At 49.7% G+C, this 24763-nt stretch carries 22 protein-coding genes, 1 pseudogene and 1 other annotated feature; of the genes and pseudogenes, 16 read left to right on the forward strand and 7 right to left on the reverse strand.

Features of this window, described 5'->3' with window-relative positions; translation table 11 throughout:
- Nucleotides 1-13: 13 nt before the first annotated feature.
- The 3 genes from creB (at nucleotide 14) to creD (ending at nucleotide 3582) form a co-directional block, all read left to right on the forward strand.
- Nucleotides 14-709: a two-component system response regulator CreB gene (gene creB / locus GC128_RS03320; RefSeq protein ID WP_151993087.1), complete on the forward strand. Its 696-nt coding sequence runs from the start codon at nucleotides 14-16 to the stop codon at nucleotides 707-709.
- Nucleotides 709-2136, forward strand: coding sequence for a two-component system sensor histidine kinase CreC (gene creC, locus GC128_RS03325; protein ID WP_151993088.1), 1428 nt, complete (start codon nucleotides 709-711; stop codon nucleotides 2134-2136). The genes creB and creC overlap by 1 nt, the downstream gene beginning before the upstream one ends.
- Before the next feature lie 87 nt (nucleotides 2137-2223).
- Nucleotides 2224-3582, forward strand: a complete 1359-nt coding sequence (gene creD, locus GC128_RS03330) for a cell envelope integrity protein CreD (protein WP_151993089.1) — start codon at nucleotides 2224-2226, stop codon at nucleotides 3580-3582.
- Between the two features lie 71 nt (nucleotides 3583-3653).
- Here the strand turns inward: creD and arcA are convergent, their stop codons facing one another.
- Nucleotides 3654-4370 (reverse strand): two-component system response regulator ArcA, encoded by a 717-nt coding sequence (arcA, locus tag GC128_RS03335; RefSeq protein ID WP_034459438.1) that lies wholly within the window; start codon nucleotides 4368-4370, stop codon nucleotides 3654-3656.
- A gap of 96 nt (nucleotides 4371-4466) precedes the next feature.
- Between arcA and yjjY the strand changes: the two are divergent.
- From yjjY to thrC, 6 genes and pseudogenes are all read left to right on the forward strand, one after another.
- Nucleotides 4467-4609, forward strand: a pseudogene (yjjY, locus tag GC128_RS03340) (YjjY family protein).
- Nucleotides 4610-5011: 402 nt separating this feature from the next.
- Entirely contained in the window at nucleotides 5012-5740 is a 729-nt protein-coding gene (locus tag GC128_RS03345; protein WP_151993090.1) for a tRNA/rRNA methyltransferase, read from the forward strand.
- Between the two features lie 157 nt (nucleotides 5741-5897).
- Nucleotides 5898-5966, forward strand: a complete 69-nt coding sequence (thrL, locus tag GC128_RS03350; RefSeq protein WP_072009468.1) for a thr operon leader peptide — start codon at nucleotides 5898-5900, stop codon at nucleotides 5964-5966.
- Nucleotides 5905-6022: a sequence feature (Thr leader region), on the forward strand. It overlaps the preceding gene by 62 nt.
- A gap of 26 nt (nucleotides 6023-6048) precedes the next feature.
- A complete protein-coding gene (gene thrA / locus GC128_RS03355; protein WP_151993091.1) occupies nucleotides 6049-8511 on the forward strand; it encodes a bifunctional aspartate kinase/homoserine dehydrogenase I in 2463 nt (820 codons plus the stop codon).
- A 1-nt stretch (nucleotide 8512) separates the two neighbouring features.
- Nucleotides 8513-9442, forward strand: a complete 930-nt coding sequence (gene thrB, locus GC128_RS03360) for a homoserine kinase (protein WP_064513827.1) — start codon at nucleotides 8513-8515, stop codon at nucleotides 9440-9442.
- Nucleotides 9443-9445: 3 nt separating this feature from the next.
- Nucleotides 9446-10732 carry a threonine synthase gene (thrC, locus tag GC128_RS03365; protein ID WP_151993092.1) on the forward strand — a complete coding sequence of 429 codons (1287 nt, stop codon included), beginning with the start codon at nucleotides 9446-9448 and terminating at the stop codon, nucleotides 10730-10732.
- A gap of 119 nt (nucleotides 10733-10851) precedes the next feature.
- Here thrC and GC128_RS03370 read toward each other — a convergent pair whose 3' ends face one another.
- From GC128_RS03370 to GC128_RS03380, 3 genes are all read right to left on the reverse strand, one after another.
- A complete protein-coding gene (locus GC128_RS03370) occupies nucleotides 10852-12192 on the reverse strand; it encodes an AppA family phytase/histidine-type acid phosphatase (protein WP_151993093.1) in 1341 nt (446 codons plus the stop codon).
- A gap of 160 nt (nucleotides 12193-12352) precedes the next feature.
- Nucleotides 12353-13363, reverse strand: a complete 1011-nt coding sequence (gap, locus tag GC128_RS03375) for a type I glyceraldehyde-3-phosphate dehydrogenase (RefSeq protein ID WP_151993094.1) — start codon at nucleotides 13361-13363, stop codon at nucleotides 12353-12355.
- Between the two features lie 78 nt (nucleotides 13364-13441).
- Nucleotides 13442-14422, reverse strand: coding sequence for a GlxA family transcriptional regulator (locus tag GC128_RS03380; RefSeq protein WP_151993095.1), 981 nt, complete (start codon nucleotides 14420-14422; stop codon nucleotides 13442-13444).
- A gap of 216 nt (nucleotides 14423-14638) precedes the next feature.
- Between GC128_RS03380 and GC128_RS03385 the strand changes: the two genes are divergently transcribed.
- The gene (locus tag GC128_RS03385) at nucleotides 14639-14929 is read left to right on the forward strand and encodes a DUF2502 domain-containing protein (protein ID WP_151993096.1); all 291 of its coding nucleotides are present in this window, start codon (nucleotides 14639-14641) and stop codon (nucleotides 14927-14929) included.
- Nucleotides 14930-14961: 32 nt separating this feature from the next.
- On the opposite strand, the gene yaaA is transcribed toward GC128_RS03385, so the two are convergent.
- Together yaaA and GC128_RS03395 are read right to left on the reverse strand one after the other, a co-directional pair.
- Nucleotides 14962-15735, reverse strand: a complete 774-nt coding sequence (yaaA, locus tag GC128_RS03390) for a peroxide stress protein YaaA (protein WP_151993097.1) — start codon at nucleotides 15733-15735, stop codon at nucleotides 14962-14964.
- A gap of 69 nt (nucleotides 15736-15804) precedes the next feature.
- Nucleotides 15805-17250 (reverse strand): alanine/glycine:cation symporter family protein, encoded by a 1446-nt coding sequence (locus tag GC128_RS03395; RefSeq protein WP_151993098.1) that lies wholly within the window; start codon nucleotides 17248-17250, stop codon nucleotides 15805-15807.
- A 216-nt stretch (nucleotides 17251-17466) separates the two neighbouring features.
- Between GC128_RS03395 and tal the strand changes: the two genes are divergently transcribed.
- From tal to GC128_RS03410, 3 genes are all read left to right on the forward strand, one after another.
- Nucleotides 17467-18420 carry a transaldolase gene (gene tal / locus GC128_RS03400; protein WP_151993099.1) on the forward strand — a complete coding sequence of 318 codons (954 nt, stop codon included), beginning with the start codon at nucleotides 17467-17469 and terminating at the stop codon, nucleotides 18418-18420.
- A 110-nt stretch (nucleotides 18421-18530) separates the two neighbouring features.
- A complete protein-coding gene (mog, locus tag GC128_RS03405) occupies nucleotides 18531-19118 on the forward strand; it encodes a molybdopterin adenylyltransferase (protein ID WP_151993100.1) in 588 nt (195 codons plus the stop codon).
- A 124-nt stretch (nucleotides 19119-19242) separates the two neighbouring features.
- Nucleotides 19243-20568, forward strand: coding sequence for an MFS transporter (locus tag GC128_RS03410; RefSeq protein ID WP_064513813.1), 1326 nt, complete (start codon nucleotides 19243-19245; stop codon nucleotides 20566-20568).
- Between the two features lie 55 nt (nucleotides 20569-20623).
- On the opposite strand, the gene satP is transcribed toward GC128_RS03410, so the two are convergent.
- Entirely contained in the window at nucleotides 20624-21193 is a 570-nt protein-coding gene (gene satP / locus GC128_RS03415) for an acetate uptake transporter (protein ID WP_151993101.1), read from the reverse strand.
- Between the two features lie 123 nt (nucleotides 21194-21316).
- Between satP and GC128_RS22950 the strand changes: the two genes are divergently transcribed.
- The 3 genes from GC128_RS22950 (at nucleotide 21317) to dnaJ (ending at nucleotide 24647) form a co-directional block, all read left to right on the forward strand.
- A complete protein-coding gene (locus GC128_RS22950) occupies nucleotides 21317-21490 on the forward strand; it encodes a hypothetical protein (protein ID WP_154150710.1) in 174 nt (57 codons plus the stop codon).
- The gene (dnaK, locus tag GC128_RS03420) at nucleotides 21491-23410 is read left to right on the forward strand and encodes a molecular chaperone DnaK (RefSeq protein ID WP_151993102.1); all 1920 of its coding nucleotides are present in this window, start codon (nucleotides 21491-21493) and stop codon (nucleotides 23408-23410) included.
- A gap of 97 nt (nucleotides 23411-23507) precedes the next feature.
- Nucleotides 23508-24647, forward strand: coding sequence for a molecular chaperone DnaJ (gene dnaJ, locus GC128_RS03425; RefSeq protein ID WP_151993103.1), 1140 nt, complete (start codon nucleotides 23508-23510; stop codon nucleotides 24645-24647).
- Nucleotides 24648-24763 lie beyond the last annotated feature (116 nt).

Raw genomic sequence — 24763 nt, forward strand, 5'->3', positions numbered from 1 at the left:
CAGGGAGCATGCGATGAACCAGGCCACTATCTGGTTAGTTGAAGATGAAACCAGTATTGCTGATACGTTGATCTACACGTTACAGCAAGAGGGGTTTTCGGTGCGTGCCTTCGATCGCGGTTTGCCTGTGCTGGAAGCTGCACATGAAGAACGCCCGGACCTGGCTATTCTGGATGTTGGCCTGCCTGATATTAACGGCTTTGAATTATGTCGCCGCCTGCTGGCTGATTACCCGGATCTTCCGCTGCTGTTTCTTACCGCGCGCAGTGAAGAAGTTGACAGGCTGATTGGCCTTGAGATTGGCGCTGATGATTACATCGCCAAACCGTTTTCCCCACGTGAAGTTTGCGCGAGGGTTCGAACGGTGCTGCGTCGCCTGCAAAAACAACGGCAGGCTTTAGCCGGGAGCACCCAGCGGATTGGCCTTTTCGAGTTCAATGAAATGGCGGCGCAGATCTCCTGGTGCCAGCAGCCGTTGCAGCTGACTCGCTATGAATACTTGTTATTAAAGACTTTTTTACAGTGGCCGGGTCGAGTATTTTCCCGCCAACAATTGATGGATCTGGTGTGGAGTACTGCCGAAGAAAGTTTTGATCGCACGGTCGACACTCATATTAAAACGCTGCGTGCCAAACTGCGGGTGATCAACCCCGATCTTTCACCGATCAACACGCATCGTGGCTTAGGCTACAGTCTTGGTGTGAATTAATGCGTATCGGGATGCGCCTGCTGCTGGGCTATTTTTTGATTGTGGCGATTGCGGCCTGGTTTGTACTGTCGATCTTTTTACAGGAAGTGAAGCCTGGCGTTCGACGCGCAACGGAAGGCACGTTAATTGATACCGCTACGCTACTGGCCGAATTTGCTAAAGCCGATATGCTGGCGGGAAATGCACAAAACGGCCAGCTCGCGCAGGCATTTTCCCGGCTTAATCAACACTCCTTCAAGGCCAATATCAGTGGCATTACCAAATCCAAAAATGAATACCGTGTTTATCTAACTGATACGAAAGGCATCGTTTTATTTGATTCCAGCGGCAAAGCAACTGGTGAGGATTACTCGCGCTGGAACGATGTCTGGCTGACGCTACAGGGTAAATACGGTGCACGCAGCACGCCGGTAAACGCTAACAACCCCGAAAGTACCGTGATGTATGTGGCCGCACCCGTGCGTGACGGGCTAAACATCATTGGTGTGTTGAGTGTTGGTAAGCCAAACAGCGCTATGGACCCGGTTATACGCCGCAGTGAGCGGCGCATTCTGTGGGCGGGCGTGGCATTACTGGGCATTGCTTTGCTGATTGGTTTTGGGTTTGTGTTGTGGATTAACAGGGCCATCGGGAAACTGGTTCGCTATGCAGACTCGGTCACCACCGAGCACCCTTTACCTCTACCTAAACCTGGCAGTAGCGAATTGCGTAAGTTGGCGTTGGCGCTGGAAAGTATGCGGCTGAAACTCGAAGGGAAAACGTATATAGAGCAGTACGTTCATGCCCTGACTCATGAGTTGAAAAGCCCGATGGCGGCGATTCGTGGTGCGGCAGAAATTTTACGTGAAGGCCCGCCGCCAGAAATTGTCGAGAAGTTCTCTGCGAACATTCTTCAGCAAAATCTGCGCATGCAGCAGCTGGTCGATAATCTATTACGCCAGGCAAAACTGGAAAGCCGGGTTGAAATTACGGCTCAGTCGATAAATCTGCCAGCGTTATTTTCTTCGCTATGCGATAGCCGCGAAGTGCTCGCCCGCAGTAAACAAATCTCGTTAAGAATCGATAAAAATGTTCCCGAAGAGTTTGCCGTGGAAGGTGATCCAGCTTTGCTTGAGCAAGCTGTTGGGAATTTGCTGGATAATGCGCTCGATTTTACACCGCCCGCAGGGGAGGTGGTTTTAAGTGTTGAACAGCATATTGGACAGATCACCATTCTGGTTTCTGATACAGGAAGAGGGATACCTGATTATGCAAAAGAACGCGTATTCGAACGTTTTTACTCATTACCGCGCAGCAACGGCCAAAAAAGCAGTGGCTTAGGACTGGCATTTGTTCGTGAAGTCGCACGTTTGCATCGTGGAACCATAACTCTTGAGAATCGTCCTGAAGGTGGTGTGCAAGCTCGATTAGCACTGCCTGGAAAATAACTCCCGCACTTCACCGTCCCTTCACATAACTTCATTTAGCCCCCACAAACGCTCGCTATCCTCTGCCCATCAAAAATGGAGGGGATTATGTTTAAATCTGCGTTGTTCTGGAAAGTCATGACCTTGTTGGGATGTATGGTGGTGTTGTTGATTCCCTTAAATATGTTGAGTTCGTTAGTTAATGAACGCAGCAGTTATCGGGATGATGTTGAACAGTCACTGCGCCAAAGTGCCAGTGGCCCGCAAACCATTACTGGTCCACTGATCGCCATCCCCATAACGGAGCTAACGACCGTTATGGAAGACAATAAAGAGATTAAGAAAGAGCGCCGGTTCATTCGTTACTACCTGCCGGAGAACTTGAGTATAGTGGGGAAGCAAACCGTTGAACCACGCCATATCGGTATTTATGAGGGGCAAATCTGGCGCACGGCTATCACGCTGAATGCTACGTTTAATCGCCAATTGCTCTCAAACGAGGTAGGTCCCGATACTCTTATTGGTACGCCATACGTGGTGCTGGCAGTTGGCGACTCACGCGGTATTGGCAAAGTGGGTGAACTTGATATCAACGGTGAGTCGTATCCGATTGAACCCGGTAGCAACCTGCCTGGAGTAGGGCAGGGGTTACATGCCATTCTCCCTGTAAAACGTCTTCAGGATGAGAAACTCACGCTGCGTTTTAACCTGGATTTGATGGGAACTAAACAGCTTGCTGTGGTGCCTGTTGGGCGTAATAGCCAGTTCAACTTAACCAGCAACTGGCCGCATCCTGGATTTATGGGCGATTTTTTGCCACAGCAGCGGACTGTCACTGATAGTGGATTTAGCGCCAGCTGGCAAAGCACCTGGTTTGCTAACAATCTGAACACCCGTTTCTATGATGGTCAGCTGATTGACGTCGACCGTCTGCCAGCCTTTAGCGTCACAGTAGCGAACCCGGTCGACCAATATCAACTGACTGACCGCGCCGTAAAATACGCCATCCTTCTGATTGGTCTAACATTTATGAGCTTCTTCTTGCTGGAGACACTGACCGGACTGCGTGTTCACCCGATGCAGTATTTGCTGGTTGGGCTATCGCTCGTGATGTTCTATCTCGTTCTACTGGCCGTATCGGAGCACATTGGATTTAACGGAGCATGGCTGCTGGCGAGCCTGGTTTGTGCTGGAATTAACGGTTTTTACCTTAAGGCTGTACTCAATAGCGGGAAAGCGAGTGCGATGTTCACTCTGGGATTATTGATGCTGGATGCGGTGCTCTGGCAGCTGTTGCAGTCTGAAGACAGTGCTCTGCTGCTCGGTACAGGCGTCCTTTTTGCAGCGCTCTCAGCCATTATGTTACTGACACGAAATATCGACTGGTACGGAATGAGAAGGAAAGTGCAGGTGCCAGAAAATGGCGAGATCCAGGAAGATCCGGAGCGGTTCCGCTTGTGGAAATAGATAGATAATCGAGACAAAAGAAAAGGGCGGATTAAAAATCCGCCCTTTCACATTCATGTTTGATTACAGGTTTATTCCTGTAAATCGCCGCAGAAGCGATAACCTTCGCCGTGAATCGTAGCGATGATTTCAGGTGTATCTGGGGTCGATTCGAAATGCTTACGAATACGACGAATTGTGACGTCAACGGTACGATCGTGTGGCTTCAGCTCACGACCTGTCATTTTCTTCAGCAATTCAGCGCGGGACTGAATTTTCCCTGGGTTTTCACAGAAGTGCAGCATGGCGCGGAATTCGCTACGCGGCAACTTGTACTGCTCACCATTTGGACTGACCAATGAACGGCTGTTGATATCCAATTCCCAACCATTGAACTTGTAGCTTTCAACGGAACGACGTTCTTCGCTGATTGCACCCAGGTTCATAGTACGAGACAACAAGTTGCGCGCACGGATGGTTAATTCGCGTGGGTTGAATGGCTTAGTGATGTAATCATCTGCACCGATTTCAAGACCAAGGATTTTATCCACTTCGTTGTCGCGGCCAGTCAGGAACATCAATGCCACATTGGCTTGTTCACGCAATTCACGCGCGAGCAGCAGGCCATTTTTGCCTGGCAAATTGATATCCATAATGACCAGGTTGATGTCATTATCGGAAAGGATTTGATGCATTTCAGCGCCATCAGTCGCTTCAAAAACATCATAACCTTCAGCTTCAAAAATGCTCTTTAACGTGTTGCGTGTTACTAATTCGTCTTCGACGATAAGAATATGCGGGGTCTGCATGTTTGCTACCTAAAATTGCCAACTAAATCAAAACAGGAAGTACAAAAGTCCCTGACCTGCCTAATACATGCCAAAAATTAACATGCTGGGCGTAACATGACTAAAGTACGTAATTGCGTTCTTGATGCACTTTCCATCAACGTCAACAACATCATTAGCTTGGTCGTGGGCACTTTTCCCTCTGGACCCGACGGTGTCAAAAACGGTTGTTATCCTATACCATTTTAACAGCAACATAACAGGCAGGACCGCTTTAGACATCTGATAAAACTACGCTTCGTTGACATATATCAAATTCAATTGTAGCACGTTAACAGTTTGATGAAATCATCGTAGCGTTTTGCCACATTTCATCACAATATTTTAATAATATATATAGTTACATGAATTGATTAGTAAAGAACATAAATCAGATTGATGATGGTGTTAATATGGTTTTTTTGTTATTTAAAACAATGAGATAATGCTTTTTACTGCATCTTTGCTTGCTGGTCAAACCACCAATATGTATTCAAGGTGCTTATGATTCGCATTACATGCATTTTATATACGAATGTTACTTTAATGTAAATTTTTGATGCGTATTATCATTTGAAATTTGTGAATGTCCAATAACGGGCACTTTTTTAAAGAGAGTTTTAATGCGTTTTATAATTATTTTGGTCGCACCAGCCAGAGCTGAAAATGTGGGTGCAGCAGCTAGAGCGATGAAGACCATGGGATTTGCTGATTTGCGTGTGGTTGATAGCGAAGCCGATCGACAACCAGAAGCACGCTGGGTCGCGCATGGTTCTGGTGATGTGCTGGATAATGCACAGCATTTTAATACGCTGGCGGAAGCCTTGCATGATGTCGATTTTACGATTGCAACCACTGCCCGCAGCCGCGCTAAATTTCATTACTACGCCACACCGCAACAATTGGTTCCATTACTTGAAGAAAAGCGTACCTGGGTAGGGACTGTGGCACTGGCGTTTGGTCGTGAAGATTCGGGGCTAACCAATGAAGAACTCGAACTGGCAGATGTTCTGACCGGCGTACCGATGGTTGCGGATTATCCGTCGCTTAACCTTGGCCAGGCTGTAATGGTCTATTGTTATCAGCTCTCAGCACTTATGCAGCTCCCTGCGCCAGAACATGATGTGGTGGATGCCAAACAGCTAAGCGCATTACGTTCTCGTATCACTTCCTTGCTTGAGCGTGTTGAGGCGAGCAGCGACCAAAAAATGGTTGATTGGTTACAGCAGCGTCTTGGCTTGTTAGCGCAGCGAGATACGGCAATGTTGCACCGTTTGCTGCATGATATCGAAAAAAAACTGCCAGAGAATAATGCTGGGAACTGCTTCGCTAGCAGTGAAGGTGGGGTGTGATTTCCCCATTTTTTCAGCGTAATAAGCGTGGTTTTTGCTGTTTTTTCAGCGTTCAGAAGCTGTGTCACTAAAAGTGGTAAAATTAAAAATAAATTGACTTAGGTCGCCGGATACTTTAGTCAATATAGGTAAATCATATTACGAGCACACAACATCCATGATTCGCATCAGCCCAATGACAACAATTATTACAACCACCATTACCACAGGTAACGGTGCGGGCTGACGCATACCAGGAAAAACGAAAAAAGCCCGCACCTAAACAGTGCGGGCTTTTTTTTGGACTAAAAACTCAAGGGTAATAATAAATGCGAGTGTTGAAATTCGGTGGTACTTCAGTGGCAAATGCGGAGCGTTTTCTGCGTGTTGCCGATATCCTGGAAAGTAATGCCAAACAGGGGCAGGTGGCGACCGTGCTGTCTGCCCCGGCGAAAATTACCAATCACCTCGTTGCCATGATTGAAAAAACAATTGGCGGCCAGGATGCCTTACCGAATATCAGCGATGCAGAACGCATTTTCAGCGAACTTCTGAATGGTCTCGCAGATGCACAGCCGGGTTTCCCTGTCGTCGAGCTCAAGGGATTTGTTGAGAAAGAGTTTGCGCAGCTGAAGCATGTTCTGCACGGTATTAGCCTGTTGGGGCAATGTCCGGACAGCATCAACGCCGCTATCATCTGCCGTGGCGAAAAGCTCTCTATCGCTATCATGGCTGAATTGCTGAAAGCTCGCGGTCACAATGTGACGGTTATCAATCCGGTAGAGAAACTTCTCGCTGTTGGGCATTACCTTGAGTCTACTGTAGATATTACTGAGTCAACTCGTCGCATTGCTGCCAGCCGTATTCCGGCTGACCATATGATCCTGATGGCGGGCTTTACTGCCGGGAACGAAAAAGGCGAGTTAGTCGTTCTGGGTCGTAATGGATCTGACTATTCAGCGGCCGTGTTGGCTGCGTGCTTACGTGCGGATTGTTGTGAGATCTGGACTGATGTTGATGGCGTTTATACTTGCGACCCACGTCAGGTACCGGATGCAAGGCTTCTAAAATCGATGTCGTATCAGGAGGCCATGGAGCTTTCTTACTTCGGCGCCAAAGTTCTTCATCCACGTACTATTTCCCCGATTGCTCAATTCCAAATCCCTTGCCTGATTAAAAACACGGGTAACCCGCAAGCGCCTGGCACTTTAATTGGTGCAGAAAGTGATGAAGATGATCTGCCGGTTAAAGGCATCACTAACCTGAATAATATGGCGATGTTTAACGTTTCAGGCCCAGGAATGAAAGGGATGGTTGGTATGGCGGCACGCGTCTTTGCTGCTATGTCCCGCGCTGGAATTTCGGTGGTGTTGATTACTCAGTCATCCTCTGAATACAGCATCAGCTTCTGTGTGCCGCAGGCGGATTGCGTACGTGCGCGTCGTGCGATGGATGATGAGTTCTATCTCGAACTCAAAGAGGGTCTGCTTGAACCACTGGCGATCATGGAGCATCTGGCCATTATCTCTGTCGTCGGGGACGGTATGCGTACTCTGCGCGGTATTTCCGCTAAGTTCTTCGCAGCCCTTGCCCGCGCCAACATCAATATCGTCGCCATCGCGCAGGGTTCATCCGAGCGTTCTATCTCGGTTGTGGTCAGTAACGACGATGCGACAACGGGTGTGCGTGTGACTCACCAGATGCTATTCAATACCGACCAGGTTATCGAAGTATTCCTGATTGGCGTGGGCGGAGTGGGTGCTGCATTAGTTGAGCAGGTGAAACGTCAGCAGGCCTGGTTGAAGCAAAAGCATATCGATCTGCGTGTATGTGGAATTGCGAACTCGAAAGCTCTGCTGACCAATATTCACGGCCTGAATCTGGATAACTGGCAGGAAGAGCTGGCCCAGGCGAAAGAGCCGTTCAACCTTGGGCGTCTGATTCGTCTGGTAAAAGAGTATCACTTGCTGAACCCGGTCATTGTTGACTGTACTTCCAGCCAGGCGGTTGCCGACCAGTATGCTGACTTCCTTGGTGAAGGTTTCCACGTGGTGACGCCGAATAAGAAAGCGAACACCTCGACCATGAACTACTACCACCAGATGCGTAACGCGGCGGCAAAATCGCGCCGTAAATTCCTTTACGACACCAACGTTGGCGCGGGCCTGCCTGTTATCGAAAACCTGCAAAACTTGCTGAATGCGGGTGACGAGTTACAACGTTTCTCTGGCGTACTTTCCGGTTCCCTGTCGTTTATTTTTGGCAAGCTGGACGAGGGCATGAGCCTTTCAGAAGCAACCAAAGTTGCCCGTGAAATGGGGTATACCGAACCCGATCCGCGTGATGATCTTTCTGGTATGGATGTGGCGCGTAAGCTATTAATTCTGGCGCGTGAAACCGGCAGTAATTTTGAGCTTTCGGATATCATCATTGAACCTGTATTACCGGAATCCTTTGATTCTACAGGTGATGTTGAGTCGTTCATGGCGAGCTTGCCGCAGTTGGATGATGAGTTCTCTGCGCGAGTTGCAAAAGCCCGTGATGAAGGAAAAGTGTTGCGTTATGTCGGCGTGATTGAAGAAGATGGTAGCTGTAAAGTTAAAATTGATGCGGTGGATGGCAACGACCCATTGTATAAAGTTAAAAATGGCGAAAATGCGTTGGCCTTCTACAGCCATTATTACCAGCCTTTGCCGTTAGTCCTGCGTGGCTACGGAGCAGGGAATGATGTTACTGCTGCCGGTGTTTTCGCCGACTTATTGCGCACTTTGTCATGGAAGTTAGGAGTTTAAGATGGTTAAAGTATACGCCCCGGCTTCCAGTGCCAATATGAGCGTCGGGTTTGATGTTCTGGGCGCAGCCGTATCGCCGATAGATGGCTCGCTGCTTGGGGATTACGTGACTGTCGAAGCGGCAGACACTTTTAGTTTGAACAACATCGGGCGCTTCGCCAGCAAATTGCCAGACGAGCCGCGCGAAAACATCGTTTATCAATGCTGGGAGCGTTTCTGCCAGGAGATCGGCAAAAATATTCCCGTGAAAATGACTCTGGAAAAGAGCATGCCGATTGGTTCCGGCCTCGGTTCCAGCGCTTGTTCAGTGGTCGCAGGCCTGATGGCGATGAATGAATACTGTGGCAAACCATTGAGCGACACGCGTTTACTGAGCTTGATGGGCGAGCTGGAAGGGCGCATTTCAGGCAGCGTTCATTATGATAACGTAGCGCCGTGTTTCCTCGGTGGCATGCAGTTGATGATTGAAGAAAATGGCATCATCAGCCAGTCTGTACCGGGTTTTGATGAATGGCTTTGGGTGCTGGCGTATCCGGGGATTAAAGTCTCTACCGCAGAAGCACGAGCCATTCTGCCGGCGCTTTATCGCCGCCAGGATTGTATTAGTCATGGTCGCCATCTGGCGGGCTTCATTCACGCATGCCACACCCGCCAGCCACAGCTTGCAGCAAAATTGATGCGTGATGTGATTGCTGAGCCGTATCGCGCTAAATTGCTGCCGCGCTTTAACGAGGCACGCCAGGCTGCTGCAGATATTGGTGCGCTGGCAAGTGGTATTTCGGGCTCTGGCCCAACTCTATTTGCGTTGTGCGATAACACTGATACCGCACAACGCGTGGCTGACTGGCTCAGCCAACACTATTTGCAGAACCAGGAAGGTTTTGTACATATTTGCCGTCTGGATACGGCGGGCGCACGAGTTCTGGGATAACGCATGAAACTGTATAACCTTAAAGATCATAACGAGCAGGTCAATTTTGCCCAGGCGATTGTGCAGGGGTTGGGTAAACAGCAGGGGCTGTTTTTTCCACATGATTTGCCGGAATTTGAACTGACAGAAATAGACGAAATGCTGAAAATGGATTTCGTCTCCCGCAGCAGCAAAGTTTTGTCTGCTTTCCTCGGTGATGAAATTCCGCAGGAAGTCCTCGAAGAGCGCGTGCGTGCGGCCTTCGCTTTCCCTGCACCAGTTAAAAGCGTTGAGCCGGACATCGGCTGTCTTGAGCTGTTCCATGGCCCGACGCTGGCATTTAAAGATTTCGGCGGCCGTTTTATGGCGCAGATGCTGACGCATATCAGCGGTGACAAACCGGTTACGATTCTGACTGCAACGTCTGGTGATACTGGTGCTGCGGTTGCCCATGCATTTTATGGCCTGAAAAACGTGCGCGTGGTGATTCTGTACCCGCGCGGCAAAATCAGCCCGCTGCAGGAAAAACTGTTCTGCACGCTGGGCGGCAATATTGAAACCGTCGCGATTGACGGTGATTTCGATGCCTGCCAGGCACTGGTGAAACAAGCGTTTGATGATGAAGCGCTGAAAGTGGCGCTGGGGTTAAACTCTGCCAACTCCATCAACATCAGCCGTTTGTTGGCGCAGATTTGCTACTATTTTGAAGCGGTTGCTCAACTGCCTCAGGAAGCGCGCAACCAGTTGGTGGTTTCCGTGCCAAGCGGCAACTTTGGTGATTTGACGGCTGGCCTGCTGGCAAAATCACTTGGCCTGCCAATCAAGCGCTTTATTGCGGCGACCAACGCGAACGATACCGTTCCACGCTTCTTAGCTAACGGCGAATGGACCCCGAAAACGACTGTGGCGACGCTTTCTAACGCCATGGATGTCAGCCAGCCAAACAACTGGCCGCGCGTGGAGGAGTTGTTCCGCCGTAAAACCTGGCGTTTGACCGATCTGGGCTATGCGACTGTGACTGACGAGACTACCAAAGCCACCATGCAAGAGCTGAAAGCTGTGGGCTATGTTTCTGAACCACACGCTGCTATCGCTTACCGTGCACTGCGCGACCAGCTCCAGCCGGGAGAATATGGTCTGTTCCTCGGGACTGCACACCCAGCGAAATTCAAAGAAAGCGTAGAAGAGATCCTGGGCGAAACTCTGCCACTGCCTGCTGAGCTTGCTGAGCGTGCTGACTTACCGCTGCTCTCTCATAATCTGCCAGCAGATTTTGCCGCGCTGCGCGAGTTAATGATGAGTAAAGCGTAACCGTCTTTACGTTTATAAGACAACGATACTGACTAAAGCCGCTTGCTTAACCACAAGCGGCTTTTTCTTTTCGTATATCGGAGTAAAAGCTCATGTGCAGTTGCAAGTCTTTGCCTCTACTACTGCAATCGGCAGCCTGGTTCTTCGCTTTGGCTAACTACTCGTGTGAATGTTGTCAGCGGGCAATATCCTTCAGCCGTCTGGTCACTACAGCCAGGAATTTTTAGCTGCACACTTCCTGCGGGTTCCTGAAAGCTAAGCGGTGTTTGAGCGCGCAACTGCTCGAGTGTCTGATACACCATACTCACGCTAACATATTGTTTCCCGGCTTTATCCGCCAGGCGCTCAAAGACCAAGGCGCCACCAGGAGGGGTGTTATCAGGTTGTCCAGGTAGCGTCCAGCTTATGTTGAGCATGCCTGAGATGTTGGCGATATTGGTATCGTGCCCGGCAATAAACAGGATCTTATTGTCCGGCGAGATATCAGGCAGCTTGCTTGCGTTGGCGTTCGGGTCCAGCGCGTTGCTGATGGTCTGCAATAAAGGCGTCCCGTTATGTCTGGCGATATAAGGCGTGCGTGCCATCAAATCAAATTGGGTGTTATGCAGTTTCAGCAACTCCGCCCACTCTTGCTCTGAATGAATATTCCCCCAGGCCGCTTGCGGCATGCCTTGCGCATATTCCAGCAGGAAAATTTCAGCAAGTGTGGATGACAAGCCAACGGCCCCATCGAGAGAAATTTTGTTGCCATTATCTTTTATCGAAAGCTTGCTCGGCATGGATTGCACTAAATCACAGCTTTTATCCCCACTATGTTTCTGACACCAGACAGAATTTGCAAAGTTGAGGGTAGTGTTCATCAAGGCCAGGGATGGAAGATAGTGTTGGTTCAGATTATCAATCGGGGTTTGCGCCTGCTTTTCAACAGCCTGTTGAATCTGATTTTTCTCCATTGAACAGATACCCGCTTTCACCGGGTGGAACAAAGGATCGGCCTTTTCAAGATTCTGCTGGTGATGAATAGTCAAACCACATTGCGGGGCAAGTCCTGCCAGGAAAGCTTCGCCTGTTTTAAGCGTGCGCTGATCAACGTCTGCCCAGACATAAACTGAGTTCGGAGCAGGGCAATTTTCCTGCGATAAAATCCCCTGTTGTTGAAACTTCTCGCGATAAAACCCGCCCATAAGGCTAATCAGATGCTCACCACGGGGCGTGATGTAGCCCAGTTTTACCGGCCATTCGGGCCAGCTATTGGGAGTAACGTCACGCATGGTTTGTGTCATCTTGGTTGGTGACCGCACACCGTGGCGGCTGAGTATTACCACTTTTTCAACCTGATAGCCTGAAGCGGGAGTTTCGCTGGCATAAGCCGTTGAACCTAATGAAAATGTGGTGCCGAGTGCGACGAGCAGACCATTGCGAAGCGTTAGTTTTTGGCGTTTAAACGCAGATATTGTCATCTACAGCCTCTTTATTTTTGGCGTGTTAAAGCTGGATCTTCAGTTCGACAAATATACTCCAGAAGCAAAGGGGTAACGTCGAGTTCGTCTCGTTGTTGTTTTGTATGTGAAAAAGATCCACGCAGGTGCGTGGATCTTAAAACGGCTTGCGGGAACATTTTTAGAGCCCGCGTTTAGCCATCATTGCTGCAAGGTCGACCAGGCGGTTAGAGAAGCCCCATTCGTTATCGTACCAGGCCAATATCTTGACCAGATTACCGCCAATCACCAGCGTCGAAAGCCCGTCGATGATAGAAGAACGTGGATCCCCCTGATAATCACTCGATACCAGCGGTTCATCGCTGTAGCCCAAAATTCCTTTTAGCGGGCCGTTTGTTGCTGATTCCAGGAATGCTGCATTCACCTCTGCTACGGTGACCGGGCGTTTTAAGGTTACCGTTAAATCAACGATAGAAACGACCGGTACAGGCACTCGCAATGAGTAACCGGTCAGGCGTCCGTCCAGTTCAGGAATGACTTTGCCTAACGCTTTTGCCGCGCCGCTGGAGTAAGGAACAATGGAGAGGGCGGCAGCTCGCGCGCCACGCAGGTCTTTTTCCGGCTGATCGTGTAACGCCTGGCTGTTGGTGTAAGCGTGAGTCGTGTTCATCAAACCGTGTTCAATACCAAACTGCTGATGCAAAACCTGTGCGGCAGGCGCAAGGCCGTTAGTGGTACAGCTGCCATTGCTCACGACATAATGGCGTTCCGGATCATACTGCTGGTGGTTAACGCCCATCACTATCGTCAGGTCGTCATCTTTACCAGGTGCCGAGATGATGACGCGTTTTGCTCCGCCGCTATTGATGTGTACTGCGGCCTGCTCGCGACTGGTAAAGAAACCTGTGGCCTCAATAACAATATCGACACCCACATCATGCCACGGGATATTTGCCGGATCTCTTTCGCTAAACACGCGAACAAGTTTGCCGTCTACATGCAAATGCCCGTCAGCCGCTTCAACAGGAACAGGCAAGGTTCCCATCAGTGAATCGTGTTTCAGTAGGTGAGCGAGGGTTTTGCTGTCTGTCAGATCGTTGATTGCTACAATTTCTACGTCTGCGTTGCCCAGCGTGGCGCGTAATACGTTACGACCAATTCTGCCGAAACCATTAATACCGACCTTAACCATGATTGACTCCTTCTTTGAAATGTCTGGAATCACTGTAGGCTTCAGGCAAAGTGGCGTAAATGACAAAAAAGGATCAATTCACGCCATTTTTCGACAATGAAAACGCGCGCGGTATTCACCCGGTGTGAGGTGGAGTTGACGCTCAAAGGCGCGGCGCAAAGTGATGGTGTTGCCGAATCCCGCTTTGCTCGCTATCTGATCCAGCGTTTCCTGCGTTTGCTCAAGGTAATGTCGGGCTGCGGCAAGGCGAGCTTCTTCAACGTAGCGCGCTGGCGTGATGCCAGTTTCTTTGCTGAAAACACGCGTAAAGTTACGGGGACTCATCGCTGCCCGGTCAGCCAGTTTCTCAACTGACAAATCGGCGGATAGATTTTCAAGCAGCCAGTTTTGCAATTGACCTATCGGACTGGAGATGTCGCTTTGCTGGAGGTGGTATCGACTGAATTGCATCTGTCCGCCAGGACGACGCAGATACATCACCAGATCCTGTGCCACGTCGCGAGCAAGCGTAAAGCCATAATCTTCTTCGACAAGTGCGAGGGTCAAATCAAAACCTGAGCTTACTCCGCCAGAAGTCCAGATAGGGCCATCCTGAAGATAGAGCGGACCACTTTCGACTTTGACGTGCGGGTAAGTGGATTGCATCTTTTCCAGCAGATGCCAGTGGGTTGTCGCATGACGGCCGTTAAGTAACCCAGCCTGTGCCAACAACATTGCCCCGCCGCAAATAGAAACAATGCGCTGAGCGTGAGGTGCGGCAAGCTTTAACCAATCGACCACCGCGGTACCTTCTAACTCATCTGATCCTCTCCCCGTGATCATAATGGTATCCCGAGGTTCATAAGGATCAAGTTCGTGCAGGCGATAGTCGGCCAGCAAGTTCAGCCCGGATTGACCGTGGATCACCTGATGAGGCTGAGTGGTCGCAAGTCTTATTTGGTAGCAAGGTTGGGACAAGCCTTCCGTCCGTAAGCGAGTGGCTTGCATCAGTATGTCGGCAATCCCGGCGGCTTCGAACAGTACCCCGCCATCAGGAACAATAATCAGAAAGGTTTTCATGTCCTAAAAAGTACGCTTTTGACAAAATAAGTCAATGTGGGGTTTACGTCTGAATCATGGAGGAAATGTGCAGGAAACAAGGAGGGAAAATGTAGGAATTCCCATTAAATGCGGGCAATCTGAGATTAGGATTGCGGAGAATAACAACCACATGCTGTCAGGCATATGCTCTCTTCAACGACCTATAATGGGCATGAATGCAGTAAGGAGTAGCTTATGTTGAAATCAATTGTTCTCGCATTATCGATTCTGGTAGTCGCTCCGCTGGCTGCGCAGGCTTCAGAAATTACGCTAATTCCAGCGGTGAAACTGCAAATTGGCGACCAGGATCGGGGCGGTAATTACTGGGACGGTGGCCACTGGCGGGACCGTGGCTGGTGGAACGACCACTATGAATGGCGTGATAACAGATGGCATCCGCATGACCATCATGACGAGCGCCATGACCACCATGATAAGGACCACCATGATAACGGCAATCACTATGGCCAATACAAACATCACTAAGCAAAACGCCAGCATTGTGCTGGCGTTTTGTTTTACTGTTCGTGACGCTTGAATACCAATTCATGTTTACCGGAAGCAGCTGCATCAAAGAAGTAGCCATCAGTGTTAAAGCCCGTTAACTGCTCAGGTTTAGTCAGGCGATTTTGAATGATGTAGCGGCTCATCAGGCCACGGGCTTTCTTGGCATAGAAACTAATGACTTTAAATTTGCCATTTTTCTCATCAAGGAACACCGGCTTGAAGATTTCTGCGTTGAGCTTTTTCGGTTTAACCGATTTGTAGTATTCATCTGAAGCCAGGTTAATCACAACATTGTCACCCTGAGCTTCCAGCGCCTGGTTCAGTTTTTCGGTGATGGTGTCACCCCAGAAATGATACAGATCTTTACCCTGCGGGTTCTCAAGCTTAATGCCCATCTCCAGGCGATATGGCTGCATTAGATCAAGTGGGCGCAATACGCCGTACAACCCGGAAAGCATCCGTAAATGCTGCTGGGCGAAATCGAAATCTGCATCGCTAAACTCTTCAGCCTGCAACCCTGTATACACATCACCTTTAAACGCCAGAATCGCCTGACGCGCATTTTGTGGGGTGAATTCCGGGTGCCATTCGTGAAAACGGGTTTCGTTTAGCGAAGCCAGTTTGTCGCTGATATGCATCAGGGATGAGATTTGCGGGGCGCTAAGTTTACGCGCCACGGCAATCAGCTGTTGGGAATAGTCCAGCAGCTCGGGCTGTGTAAAGCGATCGGTAGGAAGATCGCTTTGATAATCCAGTGTTTTTGCAGGTGAAATTAGAATTAGCATATCTGTTCCTTGCCGATTAATGCCCACTACTGTAGCAAATTTACTGAAAGTATTAGCCGATGGTTGCGATTAGCGCCTGGTTTCAGGTGGTTCCGGATTGTCCCAGATGCCCGGTGCCAGCTGGCTTTTAATTTCCGGAAAGCGATTCGGGTCGAATACGGGGGTTTCACCTAACTTTAACTGCCGCAGGTAATCGATACTCAGATCGCGGGCGATAGGCGAAAGCAGCAGAATTGCCGTGAGGTTAGTGACAGCCATAAACGCCATTGCTACGTCTGCCATTTGCCAGACTAATGGCAATGGGGAAAGGGTGCCAAACATCACCATTACCAGTGCCAGGCAACGGAATAACACAGTAGCAAAAGGGCTCTTTTGTTGTAAAAACAGAAGGTTGTTTTCTGCGTAAGCGTAGTTGGCGACAATCGATGTAAATGCAAATAGCATAACAATGAGAGCGATGAATCCCGTTCCCCACGACCCCACTACACTACTAAGTGCTTGTTGTACCAGCGTTATGCCGTTCATGTCAGGGCTTGCCGTATCCAGAATGCCCGAAAAAAGGATAATCCCGGCGGTGGCTGAGCAGATGATTATTGTATCAATCAACACACCAAACATTTGCACCAACCCTTGTGATGCGGGATGTGGTGGCCATGTCGCGGCAGCCGCTGCAGCGTTAGGTGAAGAACCCATGCCAGCTTCGTTAGAAAACATGCCGCGCTGAAAACCGGTGGTGATTGCCTGACTAATTGTGAATCCCAGGGCTCCTGATGCCGCTTCTTGCCAGCCGAACGCGCTTTTGAACACCAGCGAAACCACTTCAGGTAAACGCTCGATATTCATTGCCATGACGACCAGGCTCATCAACACCCAGATAAGCGCCATAAACGGAACCAACCATTGGGCAATGCGCGCGGTGCCACGCATTCCACCCCAAATAACACCGGCTGTTAAGACAACAAGCCCGATGCCAACCCAGGTTTTGGGAATTCCGAAAGCGTTATTCACGGCATTGGCGATGGAGTTCGCTTGCACCGCATTGAAGATCAAACCAAAGGCTATCATCAGGAAGATGGAGAACATCACCCCCATCCAGCGCATTCCCAGCCCACGTTCCATATACCACGCCGGACCACCGCGATAATTGCCTTCGCTATCACGTGTTTTATAAAGCTGGGCGAGGGTGCATTCGGCAAAAGAAGTCGCCATTCCGAGCATGGCTACGACCCACATCCAGAAAATAGCACCAGGTCCACCGAGTGTAAGAGCAAGCGCCACGCCAGAAAGATTACCGCTACCTACACGTGCAGCGAGACTAGTGCAGAGCGCCTGAAATGAGGATATTCCGGAAGGATCTTTATTTTTATTCGCCAGAATTATGCTTCGAAGCTGGGTCAAATAGCGGAATTGTACAAAACCACAGCGCCAGGTGAACCAAAGGCCTGCGCCGACTAACAAATAAATGAGGATGGAACCCCATAGTATCTCATTGATAAACAGAAAAAAATCTGCCATTAACATCCCTCTTTTGCATGCGTTGCGAGCACAGCTAATGCGCGGTGGTCGCGCATGATCCTTTAGATTGCAGGCAAATAATACACGGTATTTATCAGTTTCGCGTTCAGTTCCTGCCGATGTGTTGCTGCGGTTGCACCTGAATTGCGTCGTGATATCATCAAGCCAGACCGGTTACATCCCCCTAACAAGTTACATCTAATGAGAAACACTATCATGACGGATAAATTGACCTCCCTGCGTCAGCTAACCACAGTAGTTGCGGACACCGGGGATATTGCGGCAATGAAGCTGTATCAACCGCAAGATGCCACCACTAACCCATCTCTGATCCTGAACGCTGCGCAAATTCCTGAATATCGCAAACTGATTGATGATGCGATTGCATGGGCGCGTGAGCAGAGCAGTGATCATGCACAACAGGTTGTGGATGCGACTGACAAGCTGGCGGTGAATATTGGTCTGGAAATCCTGAAACTGATCCCAGGTCGTATTTCTACTGAAGTTGATGCGCGTCTGTCTTATGACACTGATGCCAGCATCACTAAAGCAAAACGTCTGATCAAAATGTACAACGATGCGGGTATCAGCAACGACCGTATCCTGATCAAACTGGCTTCTACCTGGCAGGGCATCCGTGCTGCTGAGCAGCTGGAAAAAGAAGGCATCAACTGTAACCTGACTCTGCTGTTCTCCTTCGCTCAGGCTCGCGCTTGTGCTGAAGCAGGCGTGTTCCTGATTTCTCCATTCGTAGGTCGTATCCTCGACTGGTACAAAACAAACACCGATAAGAAAGAGTACGCACCGCATGAAGATCCAGGTGTGGTTTCTGTTTCTGAAATCTACCAGTACTACAAACAGCACGGTTACGAGACCGTCGTTATGGGCGCAAGCTTCCGTAACCTGGGCGAAATCATCGAGCTGGCTGGTTGTGACCGCCTGACCATCGCACCTGCTCTGCTGAAAGAGCTGGCTGAGAGCGAAGGCGCGGTTGAGCGTAAGCTGTCTTACACGGGTGACGTGAAAGCACGCCCAGAGCGTATGACTGAATCCCAGTTCCTGTGGAGCCACAACCAGGATCCAATGGCAGTTGATAAACTGGCTGACGGCATCCGTAAGTTTGCTATCGACCAGGAAAAACTGGAAAAAATGATCGGCGACCTGCTGTAATCATGACGTGTGGCAGGCTCTGCCCTGCCACACTTTTTAGTGTTTCACCTCTGTCTGCTACTCCCTCCACCGTGTATCATTCCGTTAAGTTTTGACTGTCCGGGAATGATATGAATACCTTACGCATTGGCTTAGTTTCCATCTCCGACCGCGCTTCGAGCGGCGTATATCAAGATAAAGGCATTCCGGCGCTTGTTGACTGGCTGGAGCGCACCATAACGACTCCTTTCCAAATTGAAACGCGCTTAATCCCTGATGAACAACCGCTTATTGAACAGGCGCTGTGTGAGCTGGTGGATGAAATGGCGTGTCATTTGGTGTTAACCACCGGTGGCACTGGCCCCGCGCGTCGTGATGTGACCCCTGATGCTACGCTTGCGATTGCTGACCGCGTGATGCCTGGCTTTGGCGAGCAGATGCGCCAGATAAGTCTACAGTTTGTGCCGACGGCGATTCTTTCGCGCCAGGTGGGCGTCATTCGCAAGCAGGCACTCATTCTGAATTTACCTGGGCAGCCGAAGTCCATCCAGGAAACCCTGGAAGGCGTAAAAGACGCGGACAACAAGGTGGTAGTGCCGGGGATTTTCGCAAGTGTACCGTATTGTATACAGTTATTAGATGGTCCTTACATTGAGACGGATAGCTCTGTGGTAGCAGCTTTTCGCCCTAAAAGTGCCATTCGCGATACAAACTCCTAAAACCAAGTTGTTTGCGGTATAAGATGTAGTCACTCTGGCATGTGGAGTGTGGTTCGTTATAGTGAATTTGCTTTACAGCAAAATGGAAGCTAATAACCACACTCTACTCTGGAAGCAGGCTCTTATGGCACAACAACTCAATTCAACACATCGCACCAGACCCCTGAATCGTCAGGATTACAAAACCCTGACCCTTGCCGCTTTGGGCGGTGCGCTCGAATTCTACGACTTCATCATTTTCGTCTTTTTTGCCACCGTTGTTGGGGCGCTTTTCTTCCCGGCCGATATTCCCGAGTGGCTTCGTCAGCTACAAACATTTGGTATCTTTGCCGCAGGCTATCTGGCTCGTCCGCTGGGTGGGATCATCATGGCGCACTTCGGCGACTTGGTTGGTCGTAAAAAAATGTTCACCTTGAGCATTTTACTGATGGCGCTGCCAACGCTTGCGATCGGGATGTTGCCAACCTATGAAACGTTGGGTATCGCGGCACCTGTATTATTGCTGCTGATGCGCGTTCTTCAGGGGGCGGCAATCGGTGGTGAAGTGCCCGGAGCATGGGTATTTGTCGCAGAACACGTTCCCTATAAACGTATTGGTATTGCATGTGGCACCTTAACTGCTGGTTTAACTGCCGGTATTTTGTTGGGTTCCGTGGTTGCTACCATCATTAATACCTCTATGACCCAGCAAGCGATTCACGATGGCGGCTGGCGTATACCGTTCTTCCTCGGTGGGATTTTCGGCCTGGTGGCGATGTATTTGCGCCGCTGGTTGCAAGAAACCCCAATCTTCCTTGAGATGCAGCAACGCAAAGCGCTGGCAGAAGAGTTGCCGTTGAAATCGGTCATCGCAAACCATAAAAAAGCGGTCGTGATTTCGATGCTGCTAACCTGGTTGTTGTCGGCGGGGATTGTAGTGGTCATTTTGATGGCGCCAACCTGGCTGCAAAAGCAGTTGGGTATTGCGCCCGCACTGACGCTTCAGGCGAACAGTATCGCCATCGTCATGTTGTGCATTGGTTGTATTCTAGCTGGGCTGATTATTGACCGTATCGGTGCCAGCAAAACCTTTACTTTCGGCAGCTTGTTATTGGCCGTGTGCAGTTGGATGTTCTATCACCTGACGGCAATTTATCCTGAATATCTTTTCTTATTCTATGGGCTTGCTGGTTTGAGCGTTGGTGTTGTGGGGGCAGTGCCGTTTGTGATGGTGCGTGCGTTCCCGGCGGAAGTGCGTTTTAGCGGCATCTCTTTCTCTTACAATATGTCGTATGCCATTTTTGGTGGCCTGACGCCAATCTTTGTCACTATGTTGTCTGCCATATCACCAATGGGACCTGCCTGGTATGTACTGGCGCTGGCAATGGTTGGGCTGGGATTGGGGATTTGGTTGCGCAAAGATTTAACGCATGAAGATAAGGTGGTTGAAAGGCCGCTGCAACATTCATAAAAAAACGCGGAGGCTAGCCTCCGCGTTTTTGTTTTCTTACACGTGAGTGCAGGAATTAGTGTTTTTCACCAATTGGCAGCACGGTACGGCCAAACTGCTCATTGAGCACTTCGCCCATTGCCAGATAAATGGCGCTTGCACCACAAACTAGGCCAATCCAACCCGCAACGCGAACGATGCTTTCGTTATCTACCAGGTGGCCAATAGCCAGCAGGGCAAACAGGACGGTCAGGCTACCAAACACGAACTGCAGCATACGTGGCGCTGAAGCCAGGGTGCCGAAGAACATGAACAGTGTGAATACGCCCCACAGACCGAGGTATGCACCGAGGAAGTGTGCGTTCGCAGCATCTGCAAGACCCATCTTAGGCATGATCAGAATGGCGACCAGAGTCAGCCAGAAAGAGCCATAAGAAGTGAAAGCTGTCAGGCCGAAAGTATTACCTTTCTTAAATTCCAACAGGCCGGCAAAAATTTGTGCGATACCACCGTAGAAAATGCCCATTGCAAGGATGTTGACATCAAAAGGGAAGATGCCGGTGTTATGCAGGTTGAGCAGAATGGTGGTCATGCCGAAGCCCATCAAGCCCAGGGGAGCTGGATTAGCCAACTTAGTGTTGCCCATAGTTCCTCTAAAATTCGTCTGAAAATGATTGTATGTAGTCGCCACACAACTGCCAAAGGGCAGCGGGGCGCGGCATCATAATCAGGTCGAGAGCCTGAGTCCATGATCTAAACAGGTGTGAAGATGAAAATTTTTTTTGCCTTGCCCCTTGATGGCGAGCCGAGTGACCCCATCTTGTATGCAACCGCAGTTGATGGACCTGTAAAAAATCATGTTTGGGCAGTTGAAAGACTCTTGTTTGCCCGCATAACAGGTTCACGACCATATGACGAACAAATTTTAAGTGGAGACGTTTAGATGGGTAAAATAATTGGCATCGACCTGGGTACTACCAACTCTTGTGTAGCGATTATGGATGGTACTACTGCTCGCGTTCTGGAAAACGCTGAGGGCGACCGCACCACTCCTTCTATCATTGCTTATACGCAAGATGGTGAAATTCTGGTTGGTCAGCCGGCTAAACGTCAGGCAGTGACTAACCCGCAGAACACATTGTTCGCGATCAAACGCCTGATTGGCCGTCGCTTCCAGGATGAAGAAGTGCAGCGTGATGAAGCTATCATGCCGTACAAAATTATTGGCGCTGATAACGGTGATGCATGGATCGACGTTAAAGGCCAAAAAATGGCACCTCCGCAGATCTCTGCTGAAGTGCTGAAGAAAATGAAGAAAACTGCTGAAGATTACCTGGGCGAACCAGTAACTGAAGCTGTTATCACCGTTCCTGCATACTTCAACGATGCTCAGCGTCAGGCAACTAAAGATGCTGGCCGTATCGCAGGTCTGGAAGTAAAACGTATCATCAACGAACCAACCGCAGCGGCTCTGGCCTACGGTCTGGATAAAGAAGTTGGCAACCGTACTATCGCGGTATACGACTTGGGTGGTGGTACTTTCGATATCTCTATTATCGAAATCGACGAAGTTGATGGCGAGAAAACCTTCGAAGTTCTGGCAACCAATGGTGATACCCACCTGGGTGGTGAAGACTTCGATAGCCGTCTGATCAACTACTTAGTGGAAGAGTTCAAGAAAGATCAAGGTATCGATCTGCGTAACGATCCACTGGCTATGCAGCGTCTGAAAGAAGCTGCTGAAAAAGCGAAAATTGAGCTGTCTTCTGCTCAACAGACCGACGTGAACCTGCCGTACATCACAGCAGACGCGACTGGTCCAAAACACATGAACATCAAAGTGACTCGTGCGAAACTGGAATCCCTGGTCGAAGACCTGGTAAACCGTTCTATCGAGCCGCTGAAAGTTGCACTGCAAGATGCTGGCCTGTCTGTATCCGATATCCAGGACGTAATCCTGGTTGGTGGTCAGACTCGTATGCCAATGGTGCAGAAGAAAGTTACTGAGTTCTTTGGTAAAGAACCACGTAAAGACGTTAACCCGGACGAAGCTGTTGCAATCGGTGCAGCTGTTCAGGGTGGTGTGCTTGCTGGTGACGTGACTGACGTACTGCTGCTGGACGTTACCCCGCTGTCTCTGGGTATCGAAACCATGGGCGGTGTGATGACTTCACTGATCAACAAAAACACCACTATCCCGACTAAGCACAGCCAGGTGTTCTCCACAGCTGAAGATAACCAGTCTGCGGTGACCATCCATGTGATTCAGGGTGAACGTAAACGTGCTGCTGATAACAAATCTCTGGGTCAGTTCAACCTGGATGGTATCAGCCCAGCACCACGTGGCATGCCACAAATCGAAGTAACTTTCGATATCGATGCTGATGGTATCCTGCACGTTTCCGCTAAAGACAAAAACAGCGGTAAAGAGCAGAAGATCACCATCAAGGCTTCTTCTGGTCTGAATGAAGAAGAAATCCAGAAAATGGTGCGCGATGCGGAAGCTAACGCCGAGGCTGACCGTAAGTTCGAAGAACTGGTACAGACTCGCAACCAGGGTGATCACCTGATGCACAGCACTCGTAAGCAGGTTGAAGAAGCCGGCGATAAACTGCCAGCTGACGACAAAACTGCAATCGAGTCTGCATTGAGTGCGCTGGAAACTTCTCTGAAAGGCGAAGATAAAGCTGACATCGAAGCGAAAATGCAGGCGCTGGCAGAAGTTTCTCAGAAACTGATGGAGCTGGCTCAGGCACAGCATGCAGAACAGCAAGCAGGTAACGCTACCGACGCTGGTAACTCTGCAAGCAAAGACGACGATGTTGTTGATGCTGAGTTCGAAGAAGTTAAAGACAAAAAATAATCGCCCTTTTGTAAGTTAAAGTGTGATGTGAATAGAAGCACGGGCGTTGAGGTTTTCCTCTGCGCCCGTGCCCGCATGTTAGGGGCAGACAAAAAAGATGGCGAAGAGAGACTATTACGAGGTTTTAGGCGTTCCGAAAAACGCGGAAGAGCGTGAAATCAAGAAAGCCTATAAACGCCTGGCAATGAAGTTCCACCCGGATCGTAATCAGGGTGACAAAGAGTCCGAAGGCAAATTTAAAGAAATCAAAGAAGCCTACGAAATCCTGACCGATGAGCAAAAACGTGCAGCCTATGACCAGTATGGTCATGCGGCGTTTGAGCAAGGCGGTATGGGCGGTGGTGGTCACGGCGGGTTTGGCGGTGGCGGTGCTGACTTTGGCGATATCTTTGGCGACGTATTCGGTGACATCTTCGGTGGTGGCCGCCGTCAGCGTGCTTCCCGCGGGTCCGATTTGCGTTACAACATGGACTTAACGCTGGAAGAAGCGGTTCGTGGCGTCACCAAAGAGATCCGTATCCCAACACTTGAAGAGTGTGGTGTTTGTCACGGTAGCGGCGCGAAAGCAGGCTCCAAGCCACAAACTTGCCCGACTTGTCATGGACAGGGCCAGGTGCAAATGCGTCAGGGCTTCTTTACCGTGCAGCAAAGCTGTCCGCACTGTCAGGGTCGCGGTTCAATTATTAAAGATCCGTGCAATACCTGTCATGGGCATGGCCGTGTAGAGAAAACTAAGACTCTGTCGGTGAAAATCCCGGCAGGCGTTGATACCGGTGACCGTATTCGTCTGGCAGGTGAAGGCGAAGCGGGCGAGCATGGTGCGCCGTCAGGTGATCTGTACGTCCAGGTTCAGGTTAAACAGCACCCAATCTTTGAGCGTGAAGGTAACAACCTGTATTGCGAAGTGCCAATTAACTTTGCAATGGCCGCATTGGGTGGCGAGATTGAAGTCCCAACACTGGATGGTCGTGTAAACCTGAAAGTGCCTGGTGAAACGCAAACTGGCAAATTGTTCAGAATGCGTGGTAAAGGGGTGAAATCCGTACGTGGCGGGGCTCAGGGTGACCTGTTATGCCGCGTTGTTGTAGAAACCCCGGTTAGCCTGAATGAAAAGCAGAAACAATTGCTGCGCGATTTGGCGGAAAGTTTTGGTGGGCCAAGTGGTGAAAAGAACAGTCCGCGTTCAAAGAGCTTCTTTGATGGCGTGAAGAAGTTCTTTGACGATCTAACCCGCTAAACCTAACTTCCTTATTGGTAGTGAAAAAGCCTGAATCGAATATTTTTGATTCAGGCTTTTTTTATGCGCCAGGTATTCATTAGTTTTTTATGTAGTTTCATTCGTTTTTTTCGAGT

The organism is Buttiauxella massiliensis, from assembly GCF_902500225.1.
GTDB lineage: Bacteria > Pseudomonadota > Gammaproteobacteria > Enterobacterales > Enterobacteriaceae > Buttiauxella > Buttiauxella massiliensis.

Excerpts from the sequence above, each read along its gene's own strand:
- creB (WP_151993087.1), top strand. The coding sequence starts at position 14 with ATGAACCAGGCCACTATCTGGTTAGTTGAAGATGAAACCAGTATTGCT.
- creC (WP_151993088.1), top strand. The coding sequence starts at position 709 with ATGCGTATCGGGATGCGCCTGCTGCTGGGCTATTTTTTGATTGTGGCG.
- creD (WP_151993089.1), top strand. The coding sequence starts at position 2,224 with ATGTTTAAATCTGCGTTGTTCTGGAAAGTCATGACCTTGTTGGGATGT.
- arcA (WP_034459438.1), bottom strand. The coding sequence starts at position 4,370 with ATGCAGACCCCGCATATTCTTATCGTCGAAGACGAATTAGTAACACGC.
- GC128_RS03345 (WP_151993090.1), top strand. The coding sequence starts at position 5,012 with ATGCGTTTTATAATTATTTTGGTCGCACCAGCCAGAGCTGAAAATGTG.
- thrA (WP_151993091.1), top strand. The coding sequence starts at position 6,049 with ATGCGAGTGTTGAAATTCGGTGGTACTTCAGTGGCAAATGCGGAGCGT.
- thrB (WP_064513827.1), top strand. The coding sequence starts at position 8,513 with ATGGTTAAAGTATACGCCCCGGCTTCCAGTGCCAATATGAGCGTCGGG.
- thrC (WP_151993092.1), top strand. The coding sequence starts at position 9,446 with ATGAAACTGTATAACCTTAAAGATCATAACGAGCAGGTCAATTTTGCC.
- GC128_RS03370 (WP_151993093.1), bottom strand. The coding sequence starts at position 12,192 with ATGACAATATCTGCGTTTAAACGCCAAAAACTAACGCTTCGCAATGGT.
- gap (WP_151993094.1), bottom strand. The coding sequence starts at position 13,363 with ATGGTTAAGGTCGGTATTAATGGTTTCGGCAGAATTGGTCGTAACGTA.
- GC128_RS03380 (WP_151993095.1), bottom strand. The coding sequence starts at position 14,422 with ATGAAAACCTTTCTGATTATTGTTCCTGATGGCGGGGTACTGTTCGAA.
- GC128_RS03385 (WP_151993096.1), top strand. The coding sequence starts at position 14,639 with ATGTTGAAATCAATTGTTCTCGCATTATCGATTCTGGTAGTCGCTCCG.
- yaaA (WP_151993097.1), bottom strand. The coding sequence starts at position 15,735 with ATGCTAATTCTAATTTCACCTGCAAAAACACTGGATTATCAAAGCGAT.
- GC128_RS03395 (WP_151993098.1), bottom strand. The coding sequence starts at position 17,250 with ATGGCAGATTTTTTTCTGTTTATCAATGAGATACTATGGGGTTCCATC.
- tal (WP_151993099.1), top strand. The coding sequence starts at position 17,467 with ATGACGGATAAATTGACCTCCCTGCGTCAGCTAACCACAGTAGTTGCG.
- mog (WP_151993100.1), top strand. The coding sequence starts at position 18,531 with ATGAATACCTTACGCATTGGCTTAGTTTCCATCTCCGACCGCGCTTCG.
- GC128_RS03410 (WP_064513813.1), top strand. The coding sequence starts at position 19,243 with ATGGCACAACAACTCAATTCAACACATCGCACCAGACCCCTGAATCGT.
- satP (WP_151993101.1), bottom strand. The coding sequence starts at position 21,193 with ATGGGCAACACTAAGTTGGCTAATCCAGCTCCCCTGGGCTTGATGGGC.
- GC128_RS22950 (WP_154150710.1), top strand. The coding sequence starts at position 21,317 with ATGAAAATTTTTTTTGCCTTGCCCCTTGATGGCGAGCCGAGTGACCCC.
- dnaK (WP_151993102.1), top strand. The coding sequence starts at position 21,491 with ATGGGTAAAATAATTGGCATCGACCTGGGTACTACCAACTCTTGTGTA.
- dnaJ (WP_151993103.1), top strand. The coding sequence starts at position 23,508 with ATGGCGAAGAGAGACTATTACGAGGTTTTAGGCGTTCCGAAAAACGCG.